The 21,714-nt window shown below is 68.4% G+C and carries 13 protein-coding genes, 1 tRNA gene and 2 rRNA genes; 13 read left to right on the top strand and 3 right to left on the bottom strand.

The window, feature by feature from the left end; genetic code table 11:
- The 4 genes from HLK59_RS36105 to HLK59_RS36090 all read left to right on the top strand — a co-directional run.
- Positions 1 to 1,395, top strand: a 23S ribosomal RNA gene (locus HLK59_RS36105); the annotation flags it as partial.
- A gap of 96 nt (positions 1,396 to 1,491) precedes the next feature.
- Positions 1,492 to 1,608 (top strand): 5S ribosomal RNA (rrf, locus tag HLK59_RS36100).
- Between the two features lie 114 nt (positions 1,609 to 1,722).
- A complete protein-coding gene (locus tag HLK59_RS36095; protein WP_171145841.1) occupies positions 1,723 to 2,385 on the top strand; it encodes a DegT/DnrJ/EryC1/StrS family aminotransferase in 663 nt (220 codons plus the stop codon).
- Between the two features lie 73 nt (positions 2,386 to 2,458).
- Positions 2,459 to 2,534 (top strand) — tRNA-Thr (locus HLK59_RS36090).
- A gap of 46 nt (positions 2,535 to 2,580) precedes the next feature.
- Here HLK59_RS36090 and HLK59_RS36085 read toward each other — a convergent pair.
- On the bottom strand, positions 2,581 to 5,331 hold the full coding sequence (locus HLK59_RS36085) for a SpoIIE family protein phosphatase (protein ID WP_171145840.1): 2,751 nt from the start codon (positions 5,329 to 5,331) through the stop codon (positions 2,581 to 2,583).
- A 378-nt stretch (positions 5,332 to 5,709) separates the two neighbouring features.
- On the opposite strand from HLK59_RS36085, the gene HLK59_RS36080 reads away from it, so the two are divergent.
- From HLK59_RS36080 to HLK59_RS36040, 9 genes are all read left to right on the top strand, one after another.
- A complete protein-coding gene (locus HLK59_RS36080) occupies positions 5,710 to 11,175 on the top strand; it encodes a HAMP domain-containing protein (RefSeq protein WP_171145839.1) in 5,466 nt (1,821 codons plus the stop codon).
- 331 nt (positions 11,176 to 11,506) lie between these two features.
- The gene (locus HLK59_RS36075) at positions 11,507 to 12,193 is read left to right on the top strand and encodes a response regulator (RefSeq protein WP_171145838.1); all 687 of its coding nucleotides are present in this window, start codon (positions 11,507 to 11,509) and stop codon (positions 12,191 to 12,193) included.
- Between the two features lie 124 nt (positions 12,194 to 12,317).
- Positions 12,318 to 15,035: a DNA translocase FtsK gene (locus HLK59_RS36070; protein ID WP_171145837.1), complete on the top strand. Its 2,718-nt coding sequence runs from the start codon at positions 12,318 to 12,320 to the stop codon at positions 15,033 to 15,035.
- A gap of 270 nt (positions 15,036 to 15,305) precedes the next feature.
- The gene (locus HLK59_RS36065) at positions 15,306 to 16,145 is read left to right on the top strand and encodes a helix-turn-helix domain-containing protein (RefSeq protein WP_171145836.1); all 840 of its coding nucleotides are present in this window, start codon (positions 15,306 to 15,308) and stop codon (positions 16,143 to 16,145) included.
- 99 nt (positions 16,146 to 16,244) lie between these two features.
- A complete protein-coding gene (gene rimO / locus HLK59_RS36060) occupies positions 16,245 to 17,741 on the top strand; it encodes a 30S ribosomal protein S12 methylthiotransferase RimO (RefSeq protein ID WP_171145835.1) in 1,497 nt (498 codons plus the stop codon).
- Positions 17,738 to 18,451 carry a CDP-diacylglycerol--glycerol-3-phosphate 3-phosphatidyltransferase gene (gene pgsA / locus HLK59_RS36055; protein ID WP_171145834.1) on the top strand — a complete coding sequence of 238 codons (714 nt, stop codon included), beginning with the start codon at positions 17,738 to 17,740 and terminating at the stop codon, positions 18,449 to 18,451. Before rimO ends, pgsA begins: the two co-directional genes overlap by 4 nt.
- Positions 18,448 to 18,984 (top strand): CinA family protein, encoded by a 537-nt coding sequence (locus HLK59_RS36050; RefSeq protein WP_171145833.1) that lies wholly within the window; start codon positions 18,448 to 18,450, stop codon positions 18,982 to 18,984. The genes pgsA and HLK59_RS36050 overlap by 4 nt, the downstream gene beginning before the upstream one ends.
- Before the next feature lie 109 nt (positions 18,985 to 19,093).
- Positions 19,094 to 19,474 (top strand): helix-turn-helix transcriptional regulator, encoded by a 381-nt coding sequence (locus tag HLK59_RS36045; RefSeq protein WP_030044087.1) that lies wholly within the window; start codon positions 19,094 to 19,096, stop codon positions 19,472 to 19,474.
- Positions 19,475 to 19,730: 256 nt separating this feature from the next.
- Positions 19,731 to 20,000 carry a hypothetical protein gene (locus HLK59_RS36040; protein WP_171145832.1) on the top strand — a complete coding sequence of 90 codons (270 nt, stop codon included), beginning with the start codon at positions 19,731 to 19,733 and terminating at the stop codon, positions 19,998 to 20,000.
- Here HLK59_RS36040 and HLK59_RS36035 read toward each other — a convergent pair.
- The gene (locus HLK59_RS36035) at positions 19,948 to 20,709 is read right to left on the bottom strand and encodes an SDR family NAD(P)-dependent oxidoreductase (RefSeq protein ID WP_171145831.1); all 762 of its coding nucleotides are present in this window, start codon (positions 20,707 to 20,709) and stop codon (positions 19,948 to 19,950) included. The two genes, HLK59_RS36040 and HLK59_RS36035, sit on opposite strands and share 53 nt — an antisense overlap.
- A 32-nt stretch (positions 20,710 to 20,741) precedes the next feature.
- Positions 20,742 to 21,578 carry an Fpg/Nei family DNA glycosylase gene (locus HLK59_RS36030; protein ID WP_171145830.1) on the bottom strand — a complete coding sequence of 279 codons (837 nt, stop codon included), beginning with the start codon at positions 21,576 to 21,578 and terminating at the stop codon, positions 20,742 to 20,744.
- Between the last annotated feature and the right edge of the window lie 136 nt (positions 21,579 to 21,714).

Here is a 21,714-nt window from a genome sequence, read left to right as displayed (position 1 = left end):
AGGCTGAGACCTGATGCCGAGCCGATTGTGGTGAAGTGGATGATCCTATGCTGTCGAGAAAAGCCTCTAGCGAGTTTCATGGCGGCCCGTACCCTAAACCGACTCAGGTGGTCAGGTAGAGAATACCGAGGCGTTCGGGTGAACTATGGTTAAGGAACTCGGCAAAATGCCCCCGTAACTTCGGGAGAAGGGGGGCCATCACTGGTGATTGGATTTACTCCATGAGCTGGGGGTGGCCGCAGAGACCAGCGAGAAGCGACTGTTTACTAAAAACACAGGTCCGTGCGAAGCCGTAAGGCGATGTATACGGACTGACGCCTGCCCGGTGCTGGAACGTTAAGGGGACCGGTTAGTCACTCTTCGGGGTGGCGAAGCTGAGAACTTAAGCGCCAGTAAACGGCGGTGGTAACTATAACCATCCTAAGGTAGCGAAATTCCTTGTCGGGTAAGTTCCGACCTGCACGAATGGCGTAACGACTTCTCGACTGTCTCAACCATAGGCCCGGTGAAATTGCACTACGAGTAAAGATGCTCGTTTCGCGCAGCAGGACGGAAAGACCCCGGGACCTTTACTACAGTTTGATATTGGTGTTCGGTTCGGCTTGTGTAGGATAGCTGGGAGACTGTGAACTCTGGACGCCAGTTCAGGGGGAGTCGTCGTTGAAATACCAGTCTGGTCGTGCTGGATGTCTAACCTGGGTCCGTGATCCGGATCAGGGACAGTGTCTGATGGGTAGTTTAACTGGGGCGGTTGCCTCCTAAAGAGTAACGGAGGCGCCCAAAGGTTCCCTCAGCCTGGTTGGCAATCAGGTGTTGAGTGTAAGTGCACAAGGGAGCTTGACTGTGAGACCGACGGGTCGAGCAGGGACGAAAGTCGGGACTAGTGATCCGGCGGTGGCTTGTGGAAGCGCCGTCGCTCAACGGATAAAAGGTACCCCGGGGATAACAGGCTGATCTTCCCCAAGAGTCCATATCGACGGGATGGTTTGGCACCTCGATGTCGGCTCGTCGCATCCTGGGGCTGGAGTCGGTCCCAAGGGTTGGGCTGTTCGCCCATTAAAGCGGTACGCGAGCTGGGTTTAGAACGTCGTGAGACAGTTCGGTCCCTATCCGCTGCGCGCGCAGGAATATTGAGAAGGGCTGTCCCTAGTACGAGAGGACCGGGACGGACGAACCTCTGGTGTGCCAGTTGTTCTGCCAAGGGCATGGCTGGTTGGCTACGTTCGGGAGGGATAACCGCTGAAAGCATCTAAGCGGGAAGCCTGCTTCGAGATGAGTATTCCCACCCACTTGATGGGGTAAGGCTCCCAGTAGACGACTGGGTTGATAGGCCGGATCTGGAAGCCCAGTAATGGGTGGAGGTGACCGGTACTAATAGGCCGAGGGCTTGTCCTCAGTTGCTCGCGTCCACTGTGTTGGTTCTGAAACCACGAACAGCCCCATGCCCATGGTCACGGGTGTGGTGCGGCATGTTTGACAGTTTCATAGTGTTTCGGTGGTCATAGCGTGAGGGAAACGCCCGGTTACATTCCGAACCCGGAAGCTAAGCCTTACAGCGCCGATGGTACTGCAGGGGGGACCCTGTGGGAGAGTAGGACACCGCCGAACAATCATTCAAAGGGTTGGATCCTGAACTTCGGTTCGGGGTCCAACCCTTTTTTGTTCTGCGTCACTTGAAGTTCACGTTTCGCGACCACCATCCGAAGCATGGGTACTGCTGCAATGCTCAGGGCCGCCGGCGTCGGAGTCGGTGACGAGGTCGTGGTGCCGGCCTTCGGGAACGTCGAGGTCGCCGAGGCTGTCGTCCTGGCCGGTGCGCTTCCGGTGTTCGCCGACATAGATCCGGTGAGCTACTGCCTGGATGTGTCCGCTGTCGAGGCGGCCGTGACCGCGCGGACCGCGGCCGTGGTCGTCGTACACCGATTCGGGCGGCGGGCCGGTATCGCCGCGCTGCATGCTCTGGGACAGCGGCATGGGCTGCTCGTGCTGGAGCAGGGCGAGTCCGAGGTGCCGTACGACGAGGTTGCTCAGCGCAGGGAGCGGGCGGCTTACCTCGACGGGAAGTTGAAGGGTGTGCGTACGCCCGACGGCGGTGACGGGCACACCTATCAGCAGTACGTCGTGCGGGTGCCCGGGAACGGGCGGCCCGATCGCGATGCCTTCGCTCGTGCCTTGCGGGGCAAGGGTGTTGAGTGCCGGGTGCCGGTGAAGACGCCTGTGCACCGGCTGCCCGAGTACCGGCGGTGCGTTTCGCTGCGGGAGACCGAACTGGCCGCGGACGAGACGCTGGCGCTGCCGGTCGAAGCCGCGTTGACGAAGCGGGACATGCAGCGGATCGTGTCCGTGTGCAATGGGCTCGGCGGACTGCTGCGCACTGCCGTCTGATCGGTTTGGAAGCACGGGTCTGTTCGGGCTATGATCTATTCCGTTGCCGCAGGGAAACCTGAAAAGGCGACAGGCCCCCTTAGCTCAGTCGGCAGAGCGTCTCCATGGTAAGGAGAAGGTCAACGGTTCGATTCCGTTAGGGGGCTCCAACAGAAAGGCCCCGCCCGATTGGGCGGGGCCTTTTTCGTGCCCTTCTCAGTCCTTGTGGAGACCCGGGACCCGCATGGCCAGGATCGCCATGTCGTCGGACGGGGCGTCCGACGCGAAGCGCTCCACGGCACGCATGATGCGGGCGGCGACCGCGCCCGCGGTCAGACCGGTGCAGGTCGTGAGGACGTCGGTGAGGCCGTCGTCGCCCAACATGCGGGTGCCCTCGCGGCGTTCGGTGACGCCGTCCGTGACGCACAGCAGGACGTCGCCCGGGTCCAGGGTGACCGTCTGCTCGTACAGCTCCAGATCCTCGATGACGCCCAGGAGCGGTTGCGGTTCGGCGGCCGGTTCGACCGTGCCGTCCTGGCGGAGGCGGAGCGGGAGGGGGTGGCCGGCGCAGACCACCTTCAGTTCGGCGCTGCCGTCCTCCTGGGGGCGCATCTCGCCGTAGAGGAGGGTCAGGAAGCGGCTGCGGGCTCCCTCGTCGAGGATCGCGGAGTTGAGGCGCTCCAGGACGGCCGGGCCGCTGAGGCCCTCCCTGGCGAGCAGCCTCAGGGCGTGGCGCGCCAGGCCCGTCACCGCCGCCGCGTTCGGGCCCGTACCGCAGACGTCGCCGATGGCGAAGCCGTAGGCGCCGTCGCTGATGGGGAAGACGTCGTAGAAGTCGCCGCCGACCTCGTTGCCCTCGCCGGCCGCGCGGTAGATGACCTCTACCTCGACGCCGTCGATCTCGGGGAGCTCGGGCGGCAGGAGGCTGCGCTGGAGGGACTGGCTGATGGCCGTGCGCTCGGAGTACAGGCGGGCGTTGTCCAGCGCGAGCGCGGCCCGGCGGCTCAGGTCCTCGGCCAGTTCCAGGATTTCCTGGCGGAAGTGTTCGTCCGTCGGCTTGCCCAGGGTGAGCATGCCGATGACGCGGTTGCGGGCCACCAGGGGGAGGACGACCGTCTCGCCGCCCACTGCCGACGCGGTGGCGAGGGTCGGGCCGATGCCCGCGCTGAGGCGGCCGATGGGCTCGCCCAGGCCCAGGCTGCGCATGGAGGTGCGCAGGGCCGCCTGGTGGGCCGCCGCGGCGGGGGCCGACCAGACGCGGGCGCCCGGGGTGGGTACCGGGTCGGGCGGGGAGATCTTCGAGAGCAACGACTTGATGCCGTCGATGAGTTCCTCGTCCTCGTGCAGGACGTACGACAGGTAGGGCTCCGAGGCCTGGTCGGCGATCGTGTAGACCGCGCACCAGGTGGCCAGGGTGGGGACGGTCATCTGTGCCATCAGAGCCAGGGTCTGATCGCGGTCCAGGGTGCCGGCCAGGAGGTCGGAGGCCTCGACGAGGAAGCTGAGCGATCCCCGACGCAGGCGTTCCAGTTCGCCGAGGCGGGCCGACTCGACGGCCAACGCGATGCGGTCCGCGGCGAATTGGAGGCGCAGTGCTTCTTCGTTCGAGTATCTGCCGGGGCCTTCGGCCGCGACGCCGAGGGAGCCCGTGAGGCGGCCCTCGACCTTCAGGGGGACCGTGACGACCGAGCGCATGCCGGTGCCGCTCAGGAGCGGGACGGCGCCCGGGACCGCCGTGAGGTCCTCGTGGACGGCCGGCATGCGGGCCGAGCCGTAGCGGCCGGGGCCCGCCTCGACGGGGACGCGGGCGAAGCGCTGGCGGGCGGAGGGCAGTCCGGTGGAGGCGCGGACCTCCAACTCCGTTTCGTCGTCGGTGGCCAGGAGCAGGAAGGCGGAGTCGGCGTCGAGCATGTCGCGGGCGCGTTCCACCGTGCGCTGGAGGAGGCCGTCGAGGTCGTCCGGGGCCGGGGAGCCGATGAACACCTCGAAAGGGTCGGCGTTCTGGCCGTCGGAGGCGGGTGAGGTGTCGGAGGCCGGGATACGCAACGGGGTCTGGAGGACCGCGCGTTCGTGGTCGCGGACCAGGAGGCAGACCGTGGAGGGCTCGCCGCCGGTGTCGCGGACGCGCAGGTGGGAGGCGTAGACCGGGATGACGCGGCCGTTGGCGCCCCTTATGCCGTAACTGCCTTCCCAGCGGGAGAGTTGGAGTGCCTCCGCGATGCCCGTACTGGTGCCCGGGGTGTGCGGCCAGGCCGCGAGGTCGGTCAGGGGTTTGCCGGTGACCTGCTCGGCCGGGTAGCCGAAGAGTTCCTCGGCGTCCTCGTTCCAGGCCGAGATGGCCGTCGTACGGTCGATCTGGACGACGGCGACGCGGACGCGGCCGTCGGCGAGGGGGAGGAGGTCCGCGGGGAGCGAGGGGCCGGCGGCGCGGGTGCCCACCGGGCGTTCGGGGAGGGCGATCTGGAACCAGACCTGCTTGTGCGTGGGCGTGTACTCCACGCCCCAGCGGCCGGCCAGGGCCGCGCACAGCTGGAGGCCGCGGCCGCCCTCGCGATCGGGGCTGCCCATGGTGGCGAGGGAGCCCTGGAGGGGGACCTCACGCTCGGGGTAGCGGTCGCCGACCTCGATGCGTACGCCGTCGTCGCTGCGCAGACACAGCACGTCCGCTGTAGTGCCCGCGTGCACCACGGCGTTGGTCACCAGTTCGCTGGTGAGGACCACCGCGTCGTCGACGATGTCCGCGAAGCCCCAGCCCTGGAGTGTGTCGCGGACGAAGGAGCGGGCGCTCGCGACCGAGCGCCCGAGGGGCTCGAAGCTGGCGGCCGCGCGCGCGGTGATCACAGAACTCCTCGACCGGTTGTCGACGTGCAGGGCTGCGCCGCCGACCGGCTCGTGCCGCTGGTGCGGCAGGCCGTCCGTCGGCCGGCGGTCCGGGGGATGTCCCCCAGGGATCAGTCCGGTGGTCATGTTGTGCGGCCGCCCCTCCGATGCCCGCTTGTTCCTGTGCCACCGCCCAAGGCCGGACGGACCGGCGCGGCTGGACAGCCGCATGCAAGGTTACTTACCTTCCCCGTCCATGCGGATGCCGGTCACCAGTGTTTCCGTCCGGAGGGTGTGCGGACGATGTGCGAAGCTGCCGAACTGTTATGGCCTGGTTCAGCCAGGGTGAAACACTGGGCAAGCTTCTTGTGAAGGTCCGGGCATGCTGAGTGTGGTCCGCGCAGTGTGGGCAGCAGCCCGGGGCGCGGCCTGGTCTGTCCGGCAGAAATGCGCAGCATTAACTGGTACGTCGAACAGTAGTACCGGAGCACAGCAGCAACGGTCGACCCTTGCGGGAGGGACACAGTGGAGTCTGGCGCAGCGACGCGGGGCACTAAGGCGCGCGCGAAAGGTGGACAGTCCCTGAACAATCAGCGCAAACCGCGCAGTGGGACCACCGCGGTGGACACGGCTGCCCTGAACCGACTGCTGGCGGCACTCGTGTCGATGCGTGACGGGAACTTCCGCAAGCGGCTCACGGTGTCCGGCGACGGCGTGTTGTCCGAGATCGCCGCTGTTTATAACGAGGTGGCCGACCGGAATCTGCATCTGACGGGTGAGTTGTCGCGGGTGCGGCGGATGGTGGGCCGTGAGGGAAAGCTCACGGAACGGCTGGAGATCGGCGCCTGTGAGGGGTCGTGGCTGACCGCCATCGACGCTTCCAACGCCCTGGTCGACGATCTCGTACGACCGGTCTCGGAAGTCGGCCGGGTGCTTTCCGCGGTCGCGGAGGGCGATCTGTCGCCGCGCATGGAGCTGCGGACGCAGGCGGCCGACGGGTCCGGGCATCCGCTGCGGGGTGAGTTCCTCAAGGTCGGGCGGACCGTCAACAACCTGGTCGACCAGCTGTCGACGTTCACCGACGAGGTCACGCGCGTGGCCAGCGAGGTGGGCACCGAGGGCAAGCTGGGCGGACAGGCCAAGGTGCGCGGTATGTCCGGCTCTTGGAAGGATCTGACGGATTCCGTCAACACGATGGCGTACCGGCTGACGGCGCAGGTGCGGGACATCGCGCTCGTCACCACGGCCGTCGCCAAGGGTGACCTGTCCCGGAAGGTCACGGTTCACGTGGCCGGCGAGATGCTCGAACTGAAGAACACCGTCAACACGATGGTGGACCAGCTGTCGTCCTTCTCCTCCGAAGTGACCCGTGTCGCGCGCGAGGTGGGCGTCGAGGGTGAGCTGGGCGGTCAGGCGCAGGTGCCCGGTGTGGCGGGTGTGTGGAAGGACCTCACCGATTCGGTGAACCTGATGGCCGGCAATCTGACGGCCCAGGTGCGCGGGATCGCGCAGGTGACGACCGCGGTCGCCAGCGGTGACCTGTCGCAGAAGGTCACGGTGTCCGCGCGCGGTGAGGTCGCGCAGCTCGCCGACACGATCAACCAGATGACCGAGACGCTGCGGACCTTCGCGGACGAGGTCACGCGCGTGGCCAACGAGGTCGGTGCCGAGGGACGGCTCGGCGGGCAGGCGAACGTGCCGGGTGCGGCGGGGACGTGGAAGGACCTCACCGATTCGGTGAACACGGTCTTCCGGAACCTCACCATCCAGGTGCGGGACATCGCCGCCGTGACGACGGCCGTGGCCAGTGGTGACCTCTCGCAGAAGGTCACCGTCGACGTGGCCGGCGAGATGCTGGAGCTGAAGAACACCGTCAACGGGATGGTGGACCAGCTGTCGGCGTTCGGTGCCGAGGTCACGCGTGTGGCGCGTGAGGTCGGTGTCGAGGGTGAGCTGGGCGGGCAGGCGCAGGTGTCGGGTGCGGCGGGGACGTGGAAGGACCTCACCGACTCCGTCAACACGGCGTTCCGGAATCTCACCGGACAGGTGAGGAACATCGCCCAGGTGACGACGGCCGTGGCCAACGGTGACCTCTCGCAGAAGGTCACCGTGGACGTCTCCGGCGAGATGCTCCAGCTGAAGAACACCGTGAACACGATGGTGGACCAGCTGTCCGCCTTCGCCGACCAGGTGACGCGGATGGCCCGGGACGTGGGCACCGAGGGCCGCCTCGGCGGTCAGGCCGTCGTGCCGGGGGTCTCGGGGACGTGGAAGGAGCTCACGGACTCCGTCAACTTCATGGGTGGCAACCTCACCTCTCAGGTGCGGCAGATCGCCCAGGTGACGACGGCGGTGGCCCGGGGTGACCTCTCCCAGAAGATCGACGTCGACGCGCGCGGCGAGATCCTGGAGCTGAAGAACACCATCAACACGATGGTCGACCAGCTCTCCGCCTTCGCCGACCAGGTGACCCGGGTCGCCCGTGAGGTGGGTACCGAGGGACGCCTCGGCGGACAGGCGCAGGTGCCCGGCGTCGCCGGTGTGTGGCGGGACCTGACCGACTCCGTGAACGGCATGGCGTCCAACCTGACCGGCCAGGTGCGCAACATCGCGCAGGTCGCCACGGCGGTGGCCCGGGGTGACCTCTCCCAGAAGATCACCGTGGACGCGCGCGGCGAGATCCTGGAGCTGAAGAACACCCTGAACACGATGGTCGACCAGCTGTCGTCCTTCGCCGAAGAGGTCACGCGTGTGGCCCGTGAGGTGGGCACCGAGGGCATCCTGGGTGGTCAGGCCGAGGTGCAGGGGGTCTCCGGCACCTGGAAGGACCTCACGCAGTCCGTGAACTTCATGGCGAACAACCTGACGATCCAGGTGCGCAACATCGCCGAGGTCACGACGGCGGTCGCCAAGGGCGATCTGTCGAAGAAGATCACCGTCGACGCCAAGGGCGAGATCCTCGAACTCGTCAGCACCGTCAACACGATGGTGGACCAGCTGTCGTCCTTCGCCGAGCAGGTGCTCCGGGTGGCCCGTGAGGTGGGCACCGAGGGCATCCTGGGCGGCCAGGCGCATGTGCCCGGTGTCGTGGGCATCTGGAAGGACCTCAGCGACAACGTCAACCTGATGGCCAACAACCTGACCATGCAGGTGAGGAACATCTCCCAGGTCGCGTCCGCCGTCGCCAACGGCGACCTGACCCGGACGGTGACGATCGAGGCGCGCGGCGAGGTCGCGCAGCTCGCCGACACCTTCAACACCATGGTGAAGACGCTGAGTTCGTTCGCCGATCAGGTCACCAAGGTGGCCCGCGAGGTGGGTACGGACGGGATCCTCGGCGGACAGGCGCGCGTGGCGGGTGTGGCCGGTACGTGGAAGGACCTCACCGAGTCGGTGAACCAGATGGCGTCCAACCTGACCGGTCAGGTGCGGAACATCGCCATGGTCACGACCGCCATCGCCAAGGGCGACCTGACGAAGAAGATCGACATCGACGCCCGGGGCGAGATCCTCGAACTGAAGACCACCATCAACACGATGGTCGACCAGCTGTCCTCCTTCGCCGAGGAGGTCACCAGGGTCGCCCGCGAGGTGGGCACCGAAGGACAGCTCGGCGGGCAGGCACGCGTGCGTGACGTCGACGGCACCTGGCGCGACCTCACCGAGTCGGTGAACGAGATGGCCGGGAACCTGACCCGGCAGGTGCGTGCCATCGCGCGCGTGGCGACCGCGGTGACCCGTGGCGACCTGAACCTGAAGATCGACGTGGACGCGTCCGGGGAGATCCAGGAACTCCAGGACTACATCAACAAGATGATCGCCAACCTGCGCGACACCACGATCGCCAACAAGGAGCAGGACTGGCTCAAGGGCAACCTGGCCCGTATCTCCGCGCTGATGCAGGGTCGCCGCGACCTCGCGGACGTGGCCTCGCTGATCATGAGCGAGCTGACGCCGGTGGTGTCCGCGCAGCACGGCGCGTTCTTCCTGGCGATGCCGCTCGTCGACGGCAAGGACGCGAGCGCCGACCAGGAGGAGTCGTACGAACTGCGCATGCTCGGGTCCTACGGCTACTCCATGGGATCGATGCCGACGTCCTTCAGGCCGGGTGAGGCGCTCATCGGGACGGCCGCGCAGGAGCGGCGCACGATCCTCGTGGAGAACGCGCCGAGCGGCTATCTGAAGATCTCCTCGGGGCTCGGGGAGGCGCCGCCCGCACAGGTGATCGTGTTGCCGGTGCTGTTCGAGGGCCAGGTGCTCGGCGTCATCGAGCTGGCGTCCTTCACGCCGTTCACGCAGATCCAGAAGGACTTCCTCAACCAGATCGCCGAGATGATCGCGACCAGCGTCAACACCATCTCCGTCAACACCAAGACCGAGGTGCTGCTGAGGCAGTCGCAGGACCTGACCGAGCAACTGCAGGAGCGGTCCACCGAGTTGGAGAACCGGCAGAAGGCCCTCCAGTCCTCCAACGCCGAACTGGAGGAGAAGGCCGAGCTGCTGGCCCAGCAGAACCGCGACATCGAGGTCAAGAACACCGAGATCGAGGAGGCGCGGCAGGTCCTGGAGGAGCGCGCCGAGCAGCTCGCCGTGTCGATGCGCTACAAGAGCGAGTTCCTCGCCAACATGTCGCACGAGCTGCGTACCCCGCTCAACTCGCTGCTGATCCTGGCCAAGCTGCTCGCCGACAACGCGGACGCCAACCTCTCGCCGAAGCAGGTCGAGTTCGCCGAGACGATCCATGGCGCCGGCTCCGACCTGCTCCAGCTGATCAACGACATCCTCGACCTGTCGAAGGTCGAGGCGGGCAAGATGGACGTCTCCCCGACGCGCATCGCGCTCGTCCAGCTCGTGGACTACGTGGAGGCCACCTTCCGCCCGCTGACCGCGGAGAAGGGCCTCGACCTGTCCGTACGGGTCTCGCCGGAGCTGCCCGCCACGCTGCACACCGACGAACAGCGGCTGTTGCAGGTGCTGCGCAATCTGCTGTCCAACGCGGTGAAGTTCACCGATTCCGGGGCGGTGGAGCTGGTCATCCGGCCCGCCGGCGCGGATGTGCCGATGCAGATCCGTGAGCAGTTGCTGGAGACCGGTTCGCTGCGGGATCCGGACGCCGATCTGATCGCGTTCTCCGTGACCGACACGGGGATCGGGATCGCCGCGAGCAAGATGCGGGTGATCTTCGAGGCGTTCAAGCAGGCCGACGGCACGACGAGCCGGAAGTACGGCGGCACGGGTCTCGGGCTCTCGATCTCGCGGGAGATCGCCCAGCTGCTCGGTGGTGAGATCCACGCGCAGAGCGAGCCGGGACGCGGCTCGACGTTCACGCTGTATCTGCCGCTGCACCCGAGCGAACTGCCGCCGCAGGGCTACCAGCAGCCCGTGACGGTCCTGGAGGCCGGTGACCTGATCGCTTCCGAGAACGGCCGCGCGGACGTCGAGATCGAGACGCCGGCCGAGGTGAAGTCGTACCAGGAGACGCAGAACGGTGCCGCGGCGCTCTTCAGGCGCCGCCGTAGGACCCTGCCGGAGGCCGAACAGCGGCCCCAGCTGGATCAGTGGCCGGCCGCGATGGCGCAGAGCCCGGCGCCGGAGGTGCGGCGCGGCATCCGGTTCGGCGGTGAGAAGGTGCTGATCGTCGACGACGACATCCGCAACGTCTTCGCGCTCACCAGCGTCCTGGAACAGCACGGGCTGTCGGTGCTGTACGCCGAGAACGGCCGCGAGGGCATCGAGGTCCTGGAGCAGCACGACGACGTCACGGTCGTACTGATGGACATCATGATGCCCGAGATGGACGGTTATGCGACGACGACGGCGATCCGTAGGATGCCGCAGTTCGCGGGTCTGCCGATCATCGCGCTGACCGCGAAGGCGATGAAGGGCGACCGGGAGAAGGCGATCGAGTCGGGCGCCTCCGACTACGTCACCAAGCCGGTCGATCCCGATCATCTGCTGTCGGTGATGGACCAGTGGATGCGGGGCGCGTGACCTGAGCGGATGCGGGACGCGTGAGGGGATCGGTCGGGCTTCGCGTGGATGCTGCGAGAACCTCTTGCGTTCACGCGGAGTTGCTGACTCAGTGTGCTCGAAGCCGTGTAGAAGTACGGGATTCGGGGAACCTTCTGGTCTCCCGCTACGTTTCTGCTACGTGCACAGTGACATCGCGGTGACAGGGTGTGGCGACGGGCGGGGTGCGGCTACCATGACCGGCACGAGGACGGGCGGCGCAAGGGAGTCGTCCCCCGGGGCGGCACCTGCCGGTGTCACCACGAGTCCTGAGGACAGGGGAGGCCCCAAGCCGGGGCGAGGAGGGCGGGCCATGGTGCAGAAGGCCAAGATCCTCCTGGTCGATGACCGGCCGGAGAATCTGCTGGCGCTGGAGGCCATCCTCTCCGCGCTCGATCAGACGCTGGTGCGGGCATCGTCCGGGGAAGAAGCACTCAAGGCACTGCTCACCGACGACTTCGCGGTGATCCTGCTGGACGTGCAGATGCCGGGCATGGACGGCTTCGAGACGGCGGCGCACATCAAGCGGCGCGAGCGCACCCGGGACATCCCGATCATCTTCCTCACCGCGATCAACCACGGTCCGCATCACACCTTCCGGGGGTACGCGGCGGGCGCGGTCGACTACATCTCCAAGCCCTTCGACCCGTGGGTGCTGCGCGCGAAGGTCTCCGTGTTCGTCGAGCTGTACATGAAGAACTGCCAGCTGAGGGAGCAGGCGGCGCTGCTGCGGCTCCAGTTGGAGGGCGGTGCCGGCGGCAAGGTTCCGGCCGGTGAGGCGAAGGAGCCGGCGGGACTGCTGGCCGAGCTCTCGGCGCGGCTCGCCGCGGTCGAGGAGCAGGCCGAGGCCCTGTCCAAGCAGCTGGACGACGAGTCGGCGGACGCGGCGGCGGTGGCTACCGCGGCCCATCTCGAACGGAAACTCACCGGCCTGCGGCGCGCTCTGGACGCCCTGGAGCCGGGTACGGGCAGCACACAGTCGGTGCCCTCGCAGAACTGACCGCGGGGAACGGCCCAGTTGCGGGTGAGCGCGTGTCAGTTCCGCGTCCCCGCAAGGGCGACACGAACGGGTGAAGCACTGGGCACACGTGTCGGTTGTCGTCTCCCCCGGTAACCTCACACCTATGGCCTCACGTCCCTCCGCTGCCAAGAAGCAGCCCGCGAAGAAGGCGGCGGCTCCGGCGAAGAAGGCCGCCGCGAAGAAGACTCCGGCGAAGAAGGTGCCCGCCAGGAAGGCCGTCGCGAAGAAGGCCGCGCCGGCCCCCAAGCCGGCGCCGAATCCGACCGGCGGCATCTACAAGCTCGTGCGCGCCGTCTGGCTGGGCCTCGCGCACGCCGTGGGCGCGGTGTTCCGCGGCATAGGGAATGGCGCGAAGAACCTCGACCCGGCGCATCGCAAGGACGGTGTCGCGCTGCTGCTGCTCGGCCTCGGGCTGATCGTCGCGGCCGGCACCTGGTCGAATCTGCGCGGTCCCGTCGGCGACCTGGTCGAGATCATCGTCACCGGCGCCTTCGGCCGCCTCGACCTGCTCGTGCCGATCCTGCTCGCGGTCATCGCCGCGCGGTTCATCCGCCACCCCGAGAAGCCCGAGGCCAACGGCCGCATCGTGATCGGCCTGTCCGCGCTCGTCATCGGTGTGCTCGGCCAGGTCCACATCGCGTGCGGCGCACCCGCCCGCAGCGACGGCATGCAGGCCATAAGGGACGCGGGCGGCCTCATCGGCTGGGGCGCGGCGACCCCGCTGACGTACACCATGGGCGAGGTCCTCGCCGTACCGCTGCTCGTGCTGCTCACGGTCTTCGGGCTGCTGGTTGTCACGGCCACCCCGGTCAACGCCATCCCGCGCAGGCTGCGGGAGCTCGGCGTACGCCTCGGCGTCGTGCACGACCCGGCCGCCGAGGACGAGTTCGGCGAGGACGACGAGCGCTACGACGAGCAGTGGCGTGAGTCGCTGCCCGCGCACAACCGCGGGCGGGGCGCGACCCCCGAGGCGTACGACCCCGACGGCGCCGAGCAGGAGGCACTCTCGCGGCGTCGTGGCCGCCCCCGGCGCTCCGCGGTGCCGCAGCCCGACATGGACCGCCCGATGGACGCCGTGGACGTCGCCGCGGCGGCCGCGGCCGCGCTCGACGGTGCCGTCCTGCACGGCATGCCGCCGTCGCCGATCGTCGCCGACCTCACCCAGGGGGTGAGTGTCGGGGACCGCGAGGACACGACGCCGACGCCGTTGCCGGTGGCGACGCCGGTGCCCGCTCCGGCCGGGCGGCCCAGACAGGAGAAGCTGAAGGTCGAGGTCGCCGACCTCACCAAGCCCGCCCCCGAGGCGCAGAGCGAACTGCCGCCGCGCGCCGAGCAGCTCCAGCTGTCCGGCGACATCACCTACTCCCTGCCCTCGCTCGACCTCCTGGAGCGCGGCGGTCCCGGCAAGGCCCGCAGCGCGGCCAACGACGCCGTCGTCGCCTCGCTGACGAACGTCTTCATGGAGTTCAAGGTCGACGCGGCCGTCACCGGCTTCACGCGCGGGCCGACGGTCACGCGCTACGAGGTCGAGCTCGGCCCCGCCGTCAAGGTCGAGCGGATCACCGCGCTGGCGAAGAACATCGCGTACGCCGTCGCCAGCCCGGACGTGCGGATCATCAGCCCGATCCCCGGCAAGTCCGCGGTCGGCATCGAGATCCCGAACACCGACCGCGAGATGGTCAACCTCGGCGACGTGCTGCGGCTGGCCGCCGCGGCCGAGGACGAGCACCCGATGCTGGTCGCGCTCGGCAAGGACGTCGAGGGCGGCTATGTGATGGCCAACCTCGCGAAGATGCCGCATGTGCTCGTCGCCGGAGCGACCGGTTCCGGTAAGTCGTCGTGCATTAACTGCTTGATCACTTCCATCATGGTCCGCGCGACCCCCGAGGACGTGCGGATGGTCCTCGTCGACCCCAAGCGCGTCGAGCTGACGGCGTACGAGGGCATTCCGCACCTGATCACGCCGATCATCACCAACCCCAAGCGGGCCGCCGAGGCGCTCCAGTGGGTCGTACGGGAGATGGATCTGCGCTACGACGACCTGGCGGCGTTCGGGTACCGGCACATCGACGACTTCAACGAGGCCATCCGCGCGGGCAAGCTCAAGACGCCGGAAGGCAGCGAGCGGGAGCTGAAGACCTACCCGTATCTGCTGGTGATCGTCGACGAGCTCGCCGACCTGATGATGGTCGCGCCCCGGGACGTCGAGGACTCGATCGTGCGCATCACGCAGCTCGCGCGCGCGGCCGGCATCCACCTGGTGCTGGCCACGCAGCGGCCGTCGGTCGACGTCGTCACCGGTCTGATCAAGGCGAACGTGCCCTCCAGGCTCGCCTTCGCCACCTCCTCGCTCGCGGACTCGCGGGTCATCCTCGACCAGCCCGGCGCCGAGAAGCTGATCGGCAAGGGCGACGGGCTGTACCTGCCGATGGGCCAGAACAAGCCCACCCGTATGCAGGGCGCCTTCGTGACCGAGGACGAGGTCGCGGCCGTCGTCCAGCACTGCAAGGACCAGATGGCGCCGATCTTCCGGGACGACGTCGTCGTGGGGACGAAGCAGAAGAAGGAGATCGACGAGGAGATCGGCGACGACCTGGACCTGCTGTGCCAGGCGGCCGAGCTGGTGGTCTCCACGCAGTTCGGGTCGACCTCCATGCTCCAGCGCAAGCTGCGGGTCGGGTTCGCCAAGGCGGGCCGCCTGATGGACCTGATGGAGTCCCGGGGGATCGTCGGACCGAGCGAGGGATCCAAGGCTCGTGACGTTCTTGTGAAGGCTGATGAGCTGGACGGAGTGCTCGCGGTGATCCGCGGGGAGGCTTAAGGGCAGGAAACGGGGCGCAGTGGTCGCCGGGCCCTCAGGTGAGCCGCCGATGGGTGTTCGATCGTGACTCACCCGTAAGGGATCATTGAGCAACCGTTTCCCTTCGGCGTACGTCAAGTTGAGGGAAGCGAAAAGCTGCTGCCCCACCATCGGTGTGTCCGGCCATACCGATGGCGTACAAACTCCCACCGCCCGGTTGCCCCACCCTTTCGCACCCCCCCTAGACTGAATCCTCAGCACAGGTGGCTTAAACGCTCGAAAGGCGCCCCCGTGTCCATCGGCAACTCCCCTGAAGACGAGCGTCCGTTCGAAGACGACCGCGAGGAAGCCCGTGTCTCCGTCGGCCGTGCCCTCCAGCAGGCGCGTATCGCGGCCGGGCTGACCGTCGACGACGTCAGTAACGCCACCCGGGTCCGTATCGCCATCGTGCATGCCATCGAGGCGGACGACTTCGCCCCCTGTGGCGGGGATGTCTATGCCCGTGGGCACATCCGGACCCTGGCCAAGGCCGTCCATATCGATCCGGCCCCGCTGCTGGACCAGTACGCCGCCGATCATGGCGGCGGGCGTCCGGCGCCGACCCCGGCCGCCCCGCTGTTCGAGGCGGAACGCATCCGTCCCGAGCGGCGCGGACCCAACTGGACCGCGGCCATGGTCGCCGCGATCGTCGCCGTGGTCGGCTTCGTCGGGTTCACCGCGTTCAAGGGCGACGACGAGGGTGGGAAGACGCAGGTCGCCGAGGGTTCCACGCCCTCGACCAGCAAGTCCTCCTCTCCCACGCCCAAGAGCGAGAAGGCCGAGTCGCCGAAGCCGGAGCCGTCCGACAGCGCCATCGCGGCCGCGCCCCAGGACAAGGTGACCGTCCAGGTCGGTGCCCCCGACGGACGGAGCTGGATCTCCGCCAAGGACCACAACGGCCGGCTGCTGTTCGACGGAGTGCTCGAACAGGGTGACACCAAGACCTTCCAGGACAGCGAGAAGATCAACCTCGTCCTCGGCGACGCAGGGGCGATCCAGCTGTACGTGAACGGCAAGAAGATCGACGACGACTGGCAGCCGGGAGCCGTGGAGCGGCTCACCTACACGAAGGGCGACCCGACGGTCGGCTGAGGCCCGGACAGGCGTTCCGGGAGGCATGGAAGGGGTTGGCGACAAGATCGCCAACCCCTTCGACATGGGCTGTCAGTGGAACGAAGTAGTCTTGAGCCCATGCCTGAACGCCGTACCGTCGCACTCGTCACTCTTGGCTGCGCCCGTAACGAGGTGGACTCGGAGGAGCTCGCAGGCCGCTTGGAGGCGGACGGCTGGGAACTCGTCGAGGACGCCGAGGACGCGGACGTCGCCGTCGTCAACACCTGTGGCTTCGTCGACGCCGCCAAGAAGGACTCCGTCGACGCCCTCCTGGAGGCCAACGATCTCAAGGGGCACGGCAGAACCCAGGCCGTCGTGGCGGTGGGCTGCATGGCCGAGCGGTACGGCAAGGACCTCGCCGAGGCCCTCCCCGAGGCGGACGGCGTGCTCGGCTTCGACGACTACGCCGACATCTCCGACCGCCTCCAGACCATCCTGAGCGGCGGCGTCCACGCCGCCCACACCCCGCGCGACCGGCGCAAGCTGCTGCCGATCAGCCCCGCGGAGCGGCAGGGATCGGCGGCGGCGGTCGCGCTGCCCGGGCACGGGACGGCCGCCGAGGTCGTCGAGGCCGCGCCCGCGGACCTTCCGGAAGGGCTCGCTCCGGCCTCCGGCCCCCGAGCGCCCATGCGCCGTCGGCTGGACGGAGCCCCGGTCGCCTCGGTGAAGCTGGCCTCCGGCTGCGACCGGCGCTGCACCTTCTGCGCCATCCCGTCCTTCCGAGGCTCCTTCATCTCCCGCCGCCCCTCGGACGTGCTGAACGAGACGCGGTGGCTGGCCGAGCAGGGCGTCAAGGAGATCATGCTGGTCTCCGAGAACAACACCTCCTACGGCAAGGACCTGGGCGACATCCGCCTGCTGGAGTCCCTGCTGCCCGAGCTCGCCGAGGTCGACGGCCTGGAGCGGGTGCGGGTCAGCTACCTCCAGCCGGCCGAGATGCGGCCCGGGCTCATCGACGTGCTGACCTCCACGCCCAAGGTCATGCCCTACTTCGACCTCTCCTTCCAGCACTCCGCCCCCGGCGTGCTGCGCGCGATGCGCCGCTTCGGCGACACCGACCGCTTCCTGGAGCTGCTCGACACCATCCGCGGCAAGGCCCCGCAGGCCGGTGTGCGCTCCAACTTCATCGTGGGCTTCCCGGGCGAGTCCGAGGACGACCTCGCGGAGCTGGAGCGGTTCCTGAACGGCGCGCGGCTGGACGCCATCGGCGTCTTCGGCTACTCCGACGAGGAGGGCACCGAAGCGGCCACGTACGACAACAAGCTCGACGAGGACGTCGTCGCCGAGCGCCTCGCGCGGGTCTCCCGGCTCGCCGAGGAACTCGTCTCGCAGCGGGCCGAGGAGCGCGTGGGCGAGACCGTGCAGGTGCTGGTGGAGTCCATGGACGACGAGGGTGTGTACGGGCGCGGCGAGCACCAGGCCCCCGAGACGGACGGTCAGGTGCTGCTCACGAGCGGCGAAGGTCTGAGTGTCGGCCGTATGGTCGAGGCGAAGGTGGTCGGTACCGAGGGTGTCGATCTGGTGGCCGAGCCGCTGGCCGGTTCGCTCGCGTGTAGTGAGGAGGCGGGCAGATGACCGGAGTACCGGCATCCGCTGCGGGTGGCTCCTCCCAGGCGGGTGCGTCGGGCGCCGACTCCGGCGCCCAGGGTGGTGCGAAGGGCGCCGGGCGCGCGAAGATCGCCGCTGCCGCCGTCAACCAGGCCAGCCTCTGGAACATCGCCAACCTCCTGACCATGCTCCGGCTGCTGCTGGTGCCGGGCTTCGTCGCGCTGATGCTGGCCGACGGCGGATACGACCCGGCCTGGCGCTCGTTCGCCTGGGCGGCCTTCGCCGTCGCGATGATCACCGATCTCTTCGACGGTCATCTGGCGCGCACCTACAACCTCGTCACCGACTTCGGGAAGATCGCCGACCCCATCGCCGACAAGGCCATCATGGGGGCGGCGCTCATCTGTCTGTCCGCGCTCGGTGATCTGCCGTGGTGGGTGACCGGTGTCATCCTCGGCCGGGAACTCGGGATCACGCTGCTGCGTTTTGTCGTCATCCGGTACGGCGTCATCCCGGCTAGCCGTGGAGGCAAGCTGAAGACGCTCACCCAGGGCATCGCGGTCGGCATGTACATCCTGGCGCTGACGGGGTGGCTGGCCACCGCGCGGTTCTGGGTGATGGCTGTGGCGGTCGCGCTGACCGTGGCGACCGGCCTCGACTATGTGAGACAGGCCATTGTGCTGCGCCGGCAGGGAATCGCCGAGCGCGAGGCGGCGTTGGAGGAGACGGAAGCGTGAATTCCCCGGCCACCGAAGTGGTGCGACTACTCACGGTGAGGGCGGAGACGCTCGCGGTCGCCGAGTCGCTCACCGGTGGGTTGGTTGCGGCGGAAATCACAGCGGTCCCCGGGGCATCCAAGGCGTTCCGGGGTTCGGTGACCGCCTACGCCACCGAGCTGAAGCATGAACTGCTCGGCGTCGACGCCACCCTGCTGGCTGAGCGTGGAGCGGTGGATCCGCAGGTCGCGGCCCAGATGGCGGCCGGAGTGCGCAAGGCGCTCGGTGCCACCTGGGGCATCGCGACCACGGGTGTCGCGGGCCCGGACGAACAGGACGGAAAGCCCGTCGGGACAGTCCATGTGGCGATCGACGGCCCCACCTCGGCATTCTCAGGTGGCGGGAAAGTGGCGTCGCTGCGGTTGAACGGCGACCGTGCGGAAATTCGTATGGAGAGTGTACGGAGCGTACTCGCACTGCTCCTTCAGGAGCTTGCGGGCGAACAGACCGGGAATGAGCGAGCACAGGATACGGAACGGAACGGGGGGTTTTGATGTTTGCAGCCCTGAGTGAACACGACATCGCTCCCCGCACGGCCGCGGCGCAAGGCGGTACGGTGGGGCGTGAAGGATGCGGCTACGCGGTCCGAGGAGGGAGCCACCGATGATTCTGCTCCGTCGCCTGCTGGGTGACGTGCTGCGTCGGCAGCGCCAGCGCCAGGGCCGTACTCTGCGCGAAGTCTCCTCGTCCGCCCGAGTCTCACTCGGCTATCTCTCCGAGGTGGAGCGGGGGCAGAAGGAGGCATCTTCCGAGCTGCTCTCCGCCATCTGCGACGCGTTGGACGTACGGATGTCCGAACTGATGCGGGAAGTGAGCGACGAGCTCGCGCTCGCCGAGCTGGCCCAGTCCGCTGCGGCCACCCCCAGCGAGCCCGTGCCCACGCCGGTACGTCCGATGCTGGGCTCCGTATCGGTGGCCGGTGTGCCACCGGAACGGGTCACCATCAAGGCGCCCGCCGAAGCGGTGGACGTCGTCGCCGCTTGAGCGTCACAGGTGTTTGCGCTCGAGACGCGCTCGAAGACGAGTTGAGGGCGCGCTGAGAAGTGCGGGAGGCCCCTGCCAGGTTTCTCCGGATCATCCGGAGAGGCGTTGGCCGGGGCTTTCGTGCATCGTGGAGTGACATGGTTCGTGGTCACCGGTGCCGGTTGTGCGGACGATGCCTCTCTGCGCTGTGGGTGCGCCCGCGCGGTGGGTGACGGAGGTGACCTAGCTTCGGGTCGTTCGGGCTGGAGGTGGGTTGATGGCGCGGCCGACAGCGCGGTGGGGGGTGGCTCTCAGGGCCGGGGCGGTGTGGTGGTGGGCCGTGCTGCGGCTGGCCTTCGCTCCCGGCGCGGGGGTGCTGGAGGGTGCGGTCGCCGCCGGAGGGTGGGGGCTGAGCCTGCTGCCGGTGCACTGTGTGCCCAGGGCGCGGGCGGCCGGGGCGCTCGCCGTGGGGCGCTGGCGGGCGGCCTGGGGCGTCACCAAGGCATCGCCACTCCGCCGTTCGGACGCAGGATCTGGCCCGTCGTGAAGGACGAGGCATCGGACGCCAGGTACAGCACGGCGTGCGCGATGTCCTCCGGTTCGCCGACCCGGCCCAGCGGGGACATCCGGGCCATCAGCGCCTCGGTCCGTTCCTGGGCCTCGCCATGGCGGTCGGTCATGGGGGTGCGGATCCAGCCCGGGGCGACGGCGTTGACGCGGATGCCGTGCCGGCCGACCTCGGTGGCCAGGGTCTTCGTCAGCTGGACGACGGCCGCCTTGGCCGCGCCGTAGCAGAGCAGGCCGGGGCCGCCCGTGTCGACGGCGCCGGAGGCCATCGTGATGATGCTGCCCCTGGTCCGGTGCTCCAGCATCAGACGGGCCGCCTCCTGGCAGGCGTACAGGACTCCCTTGAAGTTGACGTTCAGAACCCGGTCGAGGTCCTCGTCCCGGGTCTCCAGGACCGGACTGCTGTGCATGATCCCGGCGATCGCCGCCATCACGTCCAGGCGCTCGCAGGAGGCGACGGCCTGGTGGAGCTGGTCGCGGTCCGTGACGTCGAGGTGGTGGGTGTGGGCGGTACCGCCCGCGTCCTTGATCAGGGTCGCCGTCTCGTGCAGGCCCTGCGGGTCCCGGTCCGCGCAGTGCACGGTGGCGCCGGCTTCGGCGAGCAGGACCGCCGAGGCGCGGCCGATACCGCCGCCGGCGCCGGTGACGAATGCGGGGCGTCCGGTCAGGTCGTACGCGCTGACGGTCATGGGGGGACGGTACGAGGGTTTCTGACGGATCGTCAATTAGTCGTACGGTGTGGGGTTCCGGGGCGTCGGGCGGTGCCGGGGGTCGGTCCGGTCTGGCATGCCGGGCACCAGTAGGTGGGGCGTTCGCGGGAGCCGTCGCCCTGGTCGGCCACGCGGACCGGGGTGCGGCAGCGCAGACAGGGGTGGTGGGCGCGGCCGTAGACGAAGAGGTCCTGGCCACGGCGGCCCGTGGTGGTGCGGACCGGGCGGTCGCGGTTGGCTTCCAGGAGCTTCTTGGCGAGTGTGGGCAGCCGGGCCGCGCGGTCCTCGGGGAGGGCGCCGACGGGGAGCCATGGGGTGACGCCGAGAAGGAAGCAGAGCTCGCTCTTGTAGACATTGCCGATGCCGGCGAGGTTGCGCTGGGCGAGGAGCGCCTCGCCGAGGGGGCGGGCCGGGTCCTGGAGGAGGTTGGCGAGGGCGCGGTCCGGGTCCCAGTCGGGGCCCAGGAGGTCGGGGCCGAGGTGGCCCACGGCGCGGGGCTCGTCGGTGGTGCGCAGGAGTTCCAGGGCGGGGAGGCGGTAGCCGACGGCCGTGCGGTCGGCGGTGCCGAGGATCGCGCGGATCTGGTGGGTGGGGCCGCCGGTCCAGCGCTGGTCCGTGGCGTACACCTTCCAGGAGCCGTCCATCTTCAGGTGAGAGTGGAGGGTCAGGCCGCCCTCGATACGGGTGAGCAGGTGTTTGCCGCGGGGGGTGACGTCCAGGACGGTCCGGCCCGTGAGGTCGGCCGTGGCGTACTTGGGGACGCGGAGGTCGCTGCGGGTGAGTGCCTTGCCGGCGAGGGCGGTGTGCAGGCGGTGCGCGGCTTGCCAGACGGTGTCTCCTTCGGGCATGGGTCAAGGGTGGCATGGGGTGGTGGGCGGGTGCCCAATGGGTTGGGGGCTGCTGCCCTTGGTGAGGGTGCGGGTCGCCGGTGGCTTGTCGGCCCCACGCGGCGGGCGCGCCCCTTTGTACCGCCCCGCGCCCCCG

This window comes from Streptomyces sp. S3(2020), assembly GCF_013044505.1.
Lineage (GTDB): Bacteria > Actinomycetota > Actinomycetes > Streptomycetales > Streptomycetaceae > Streptomyces.
Note: the sequence above shows the minus strand (reverse complement) of the source record. Positions and strands in the feature narration are given on the sequence as shown.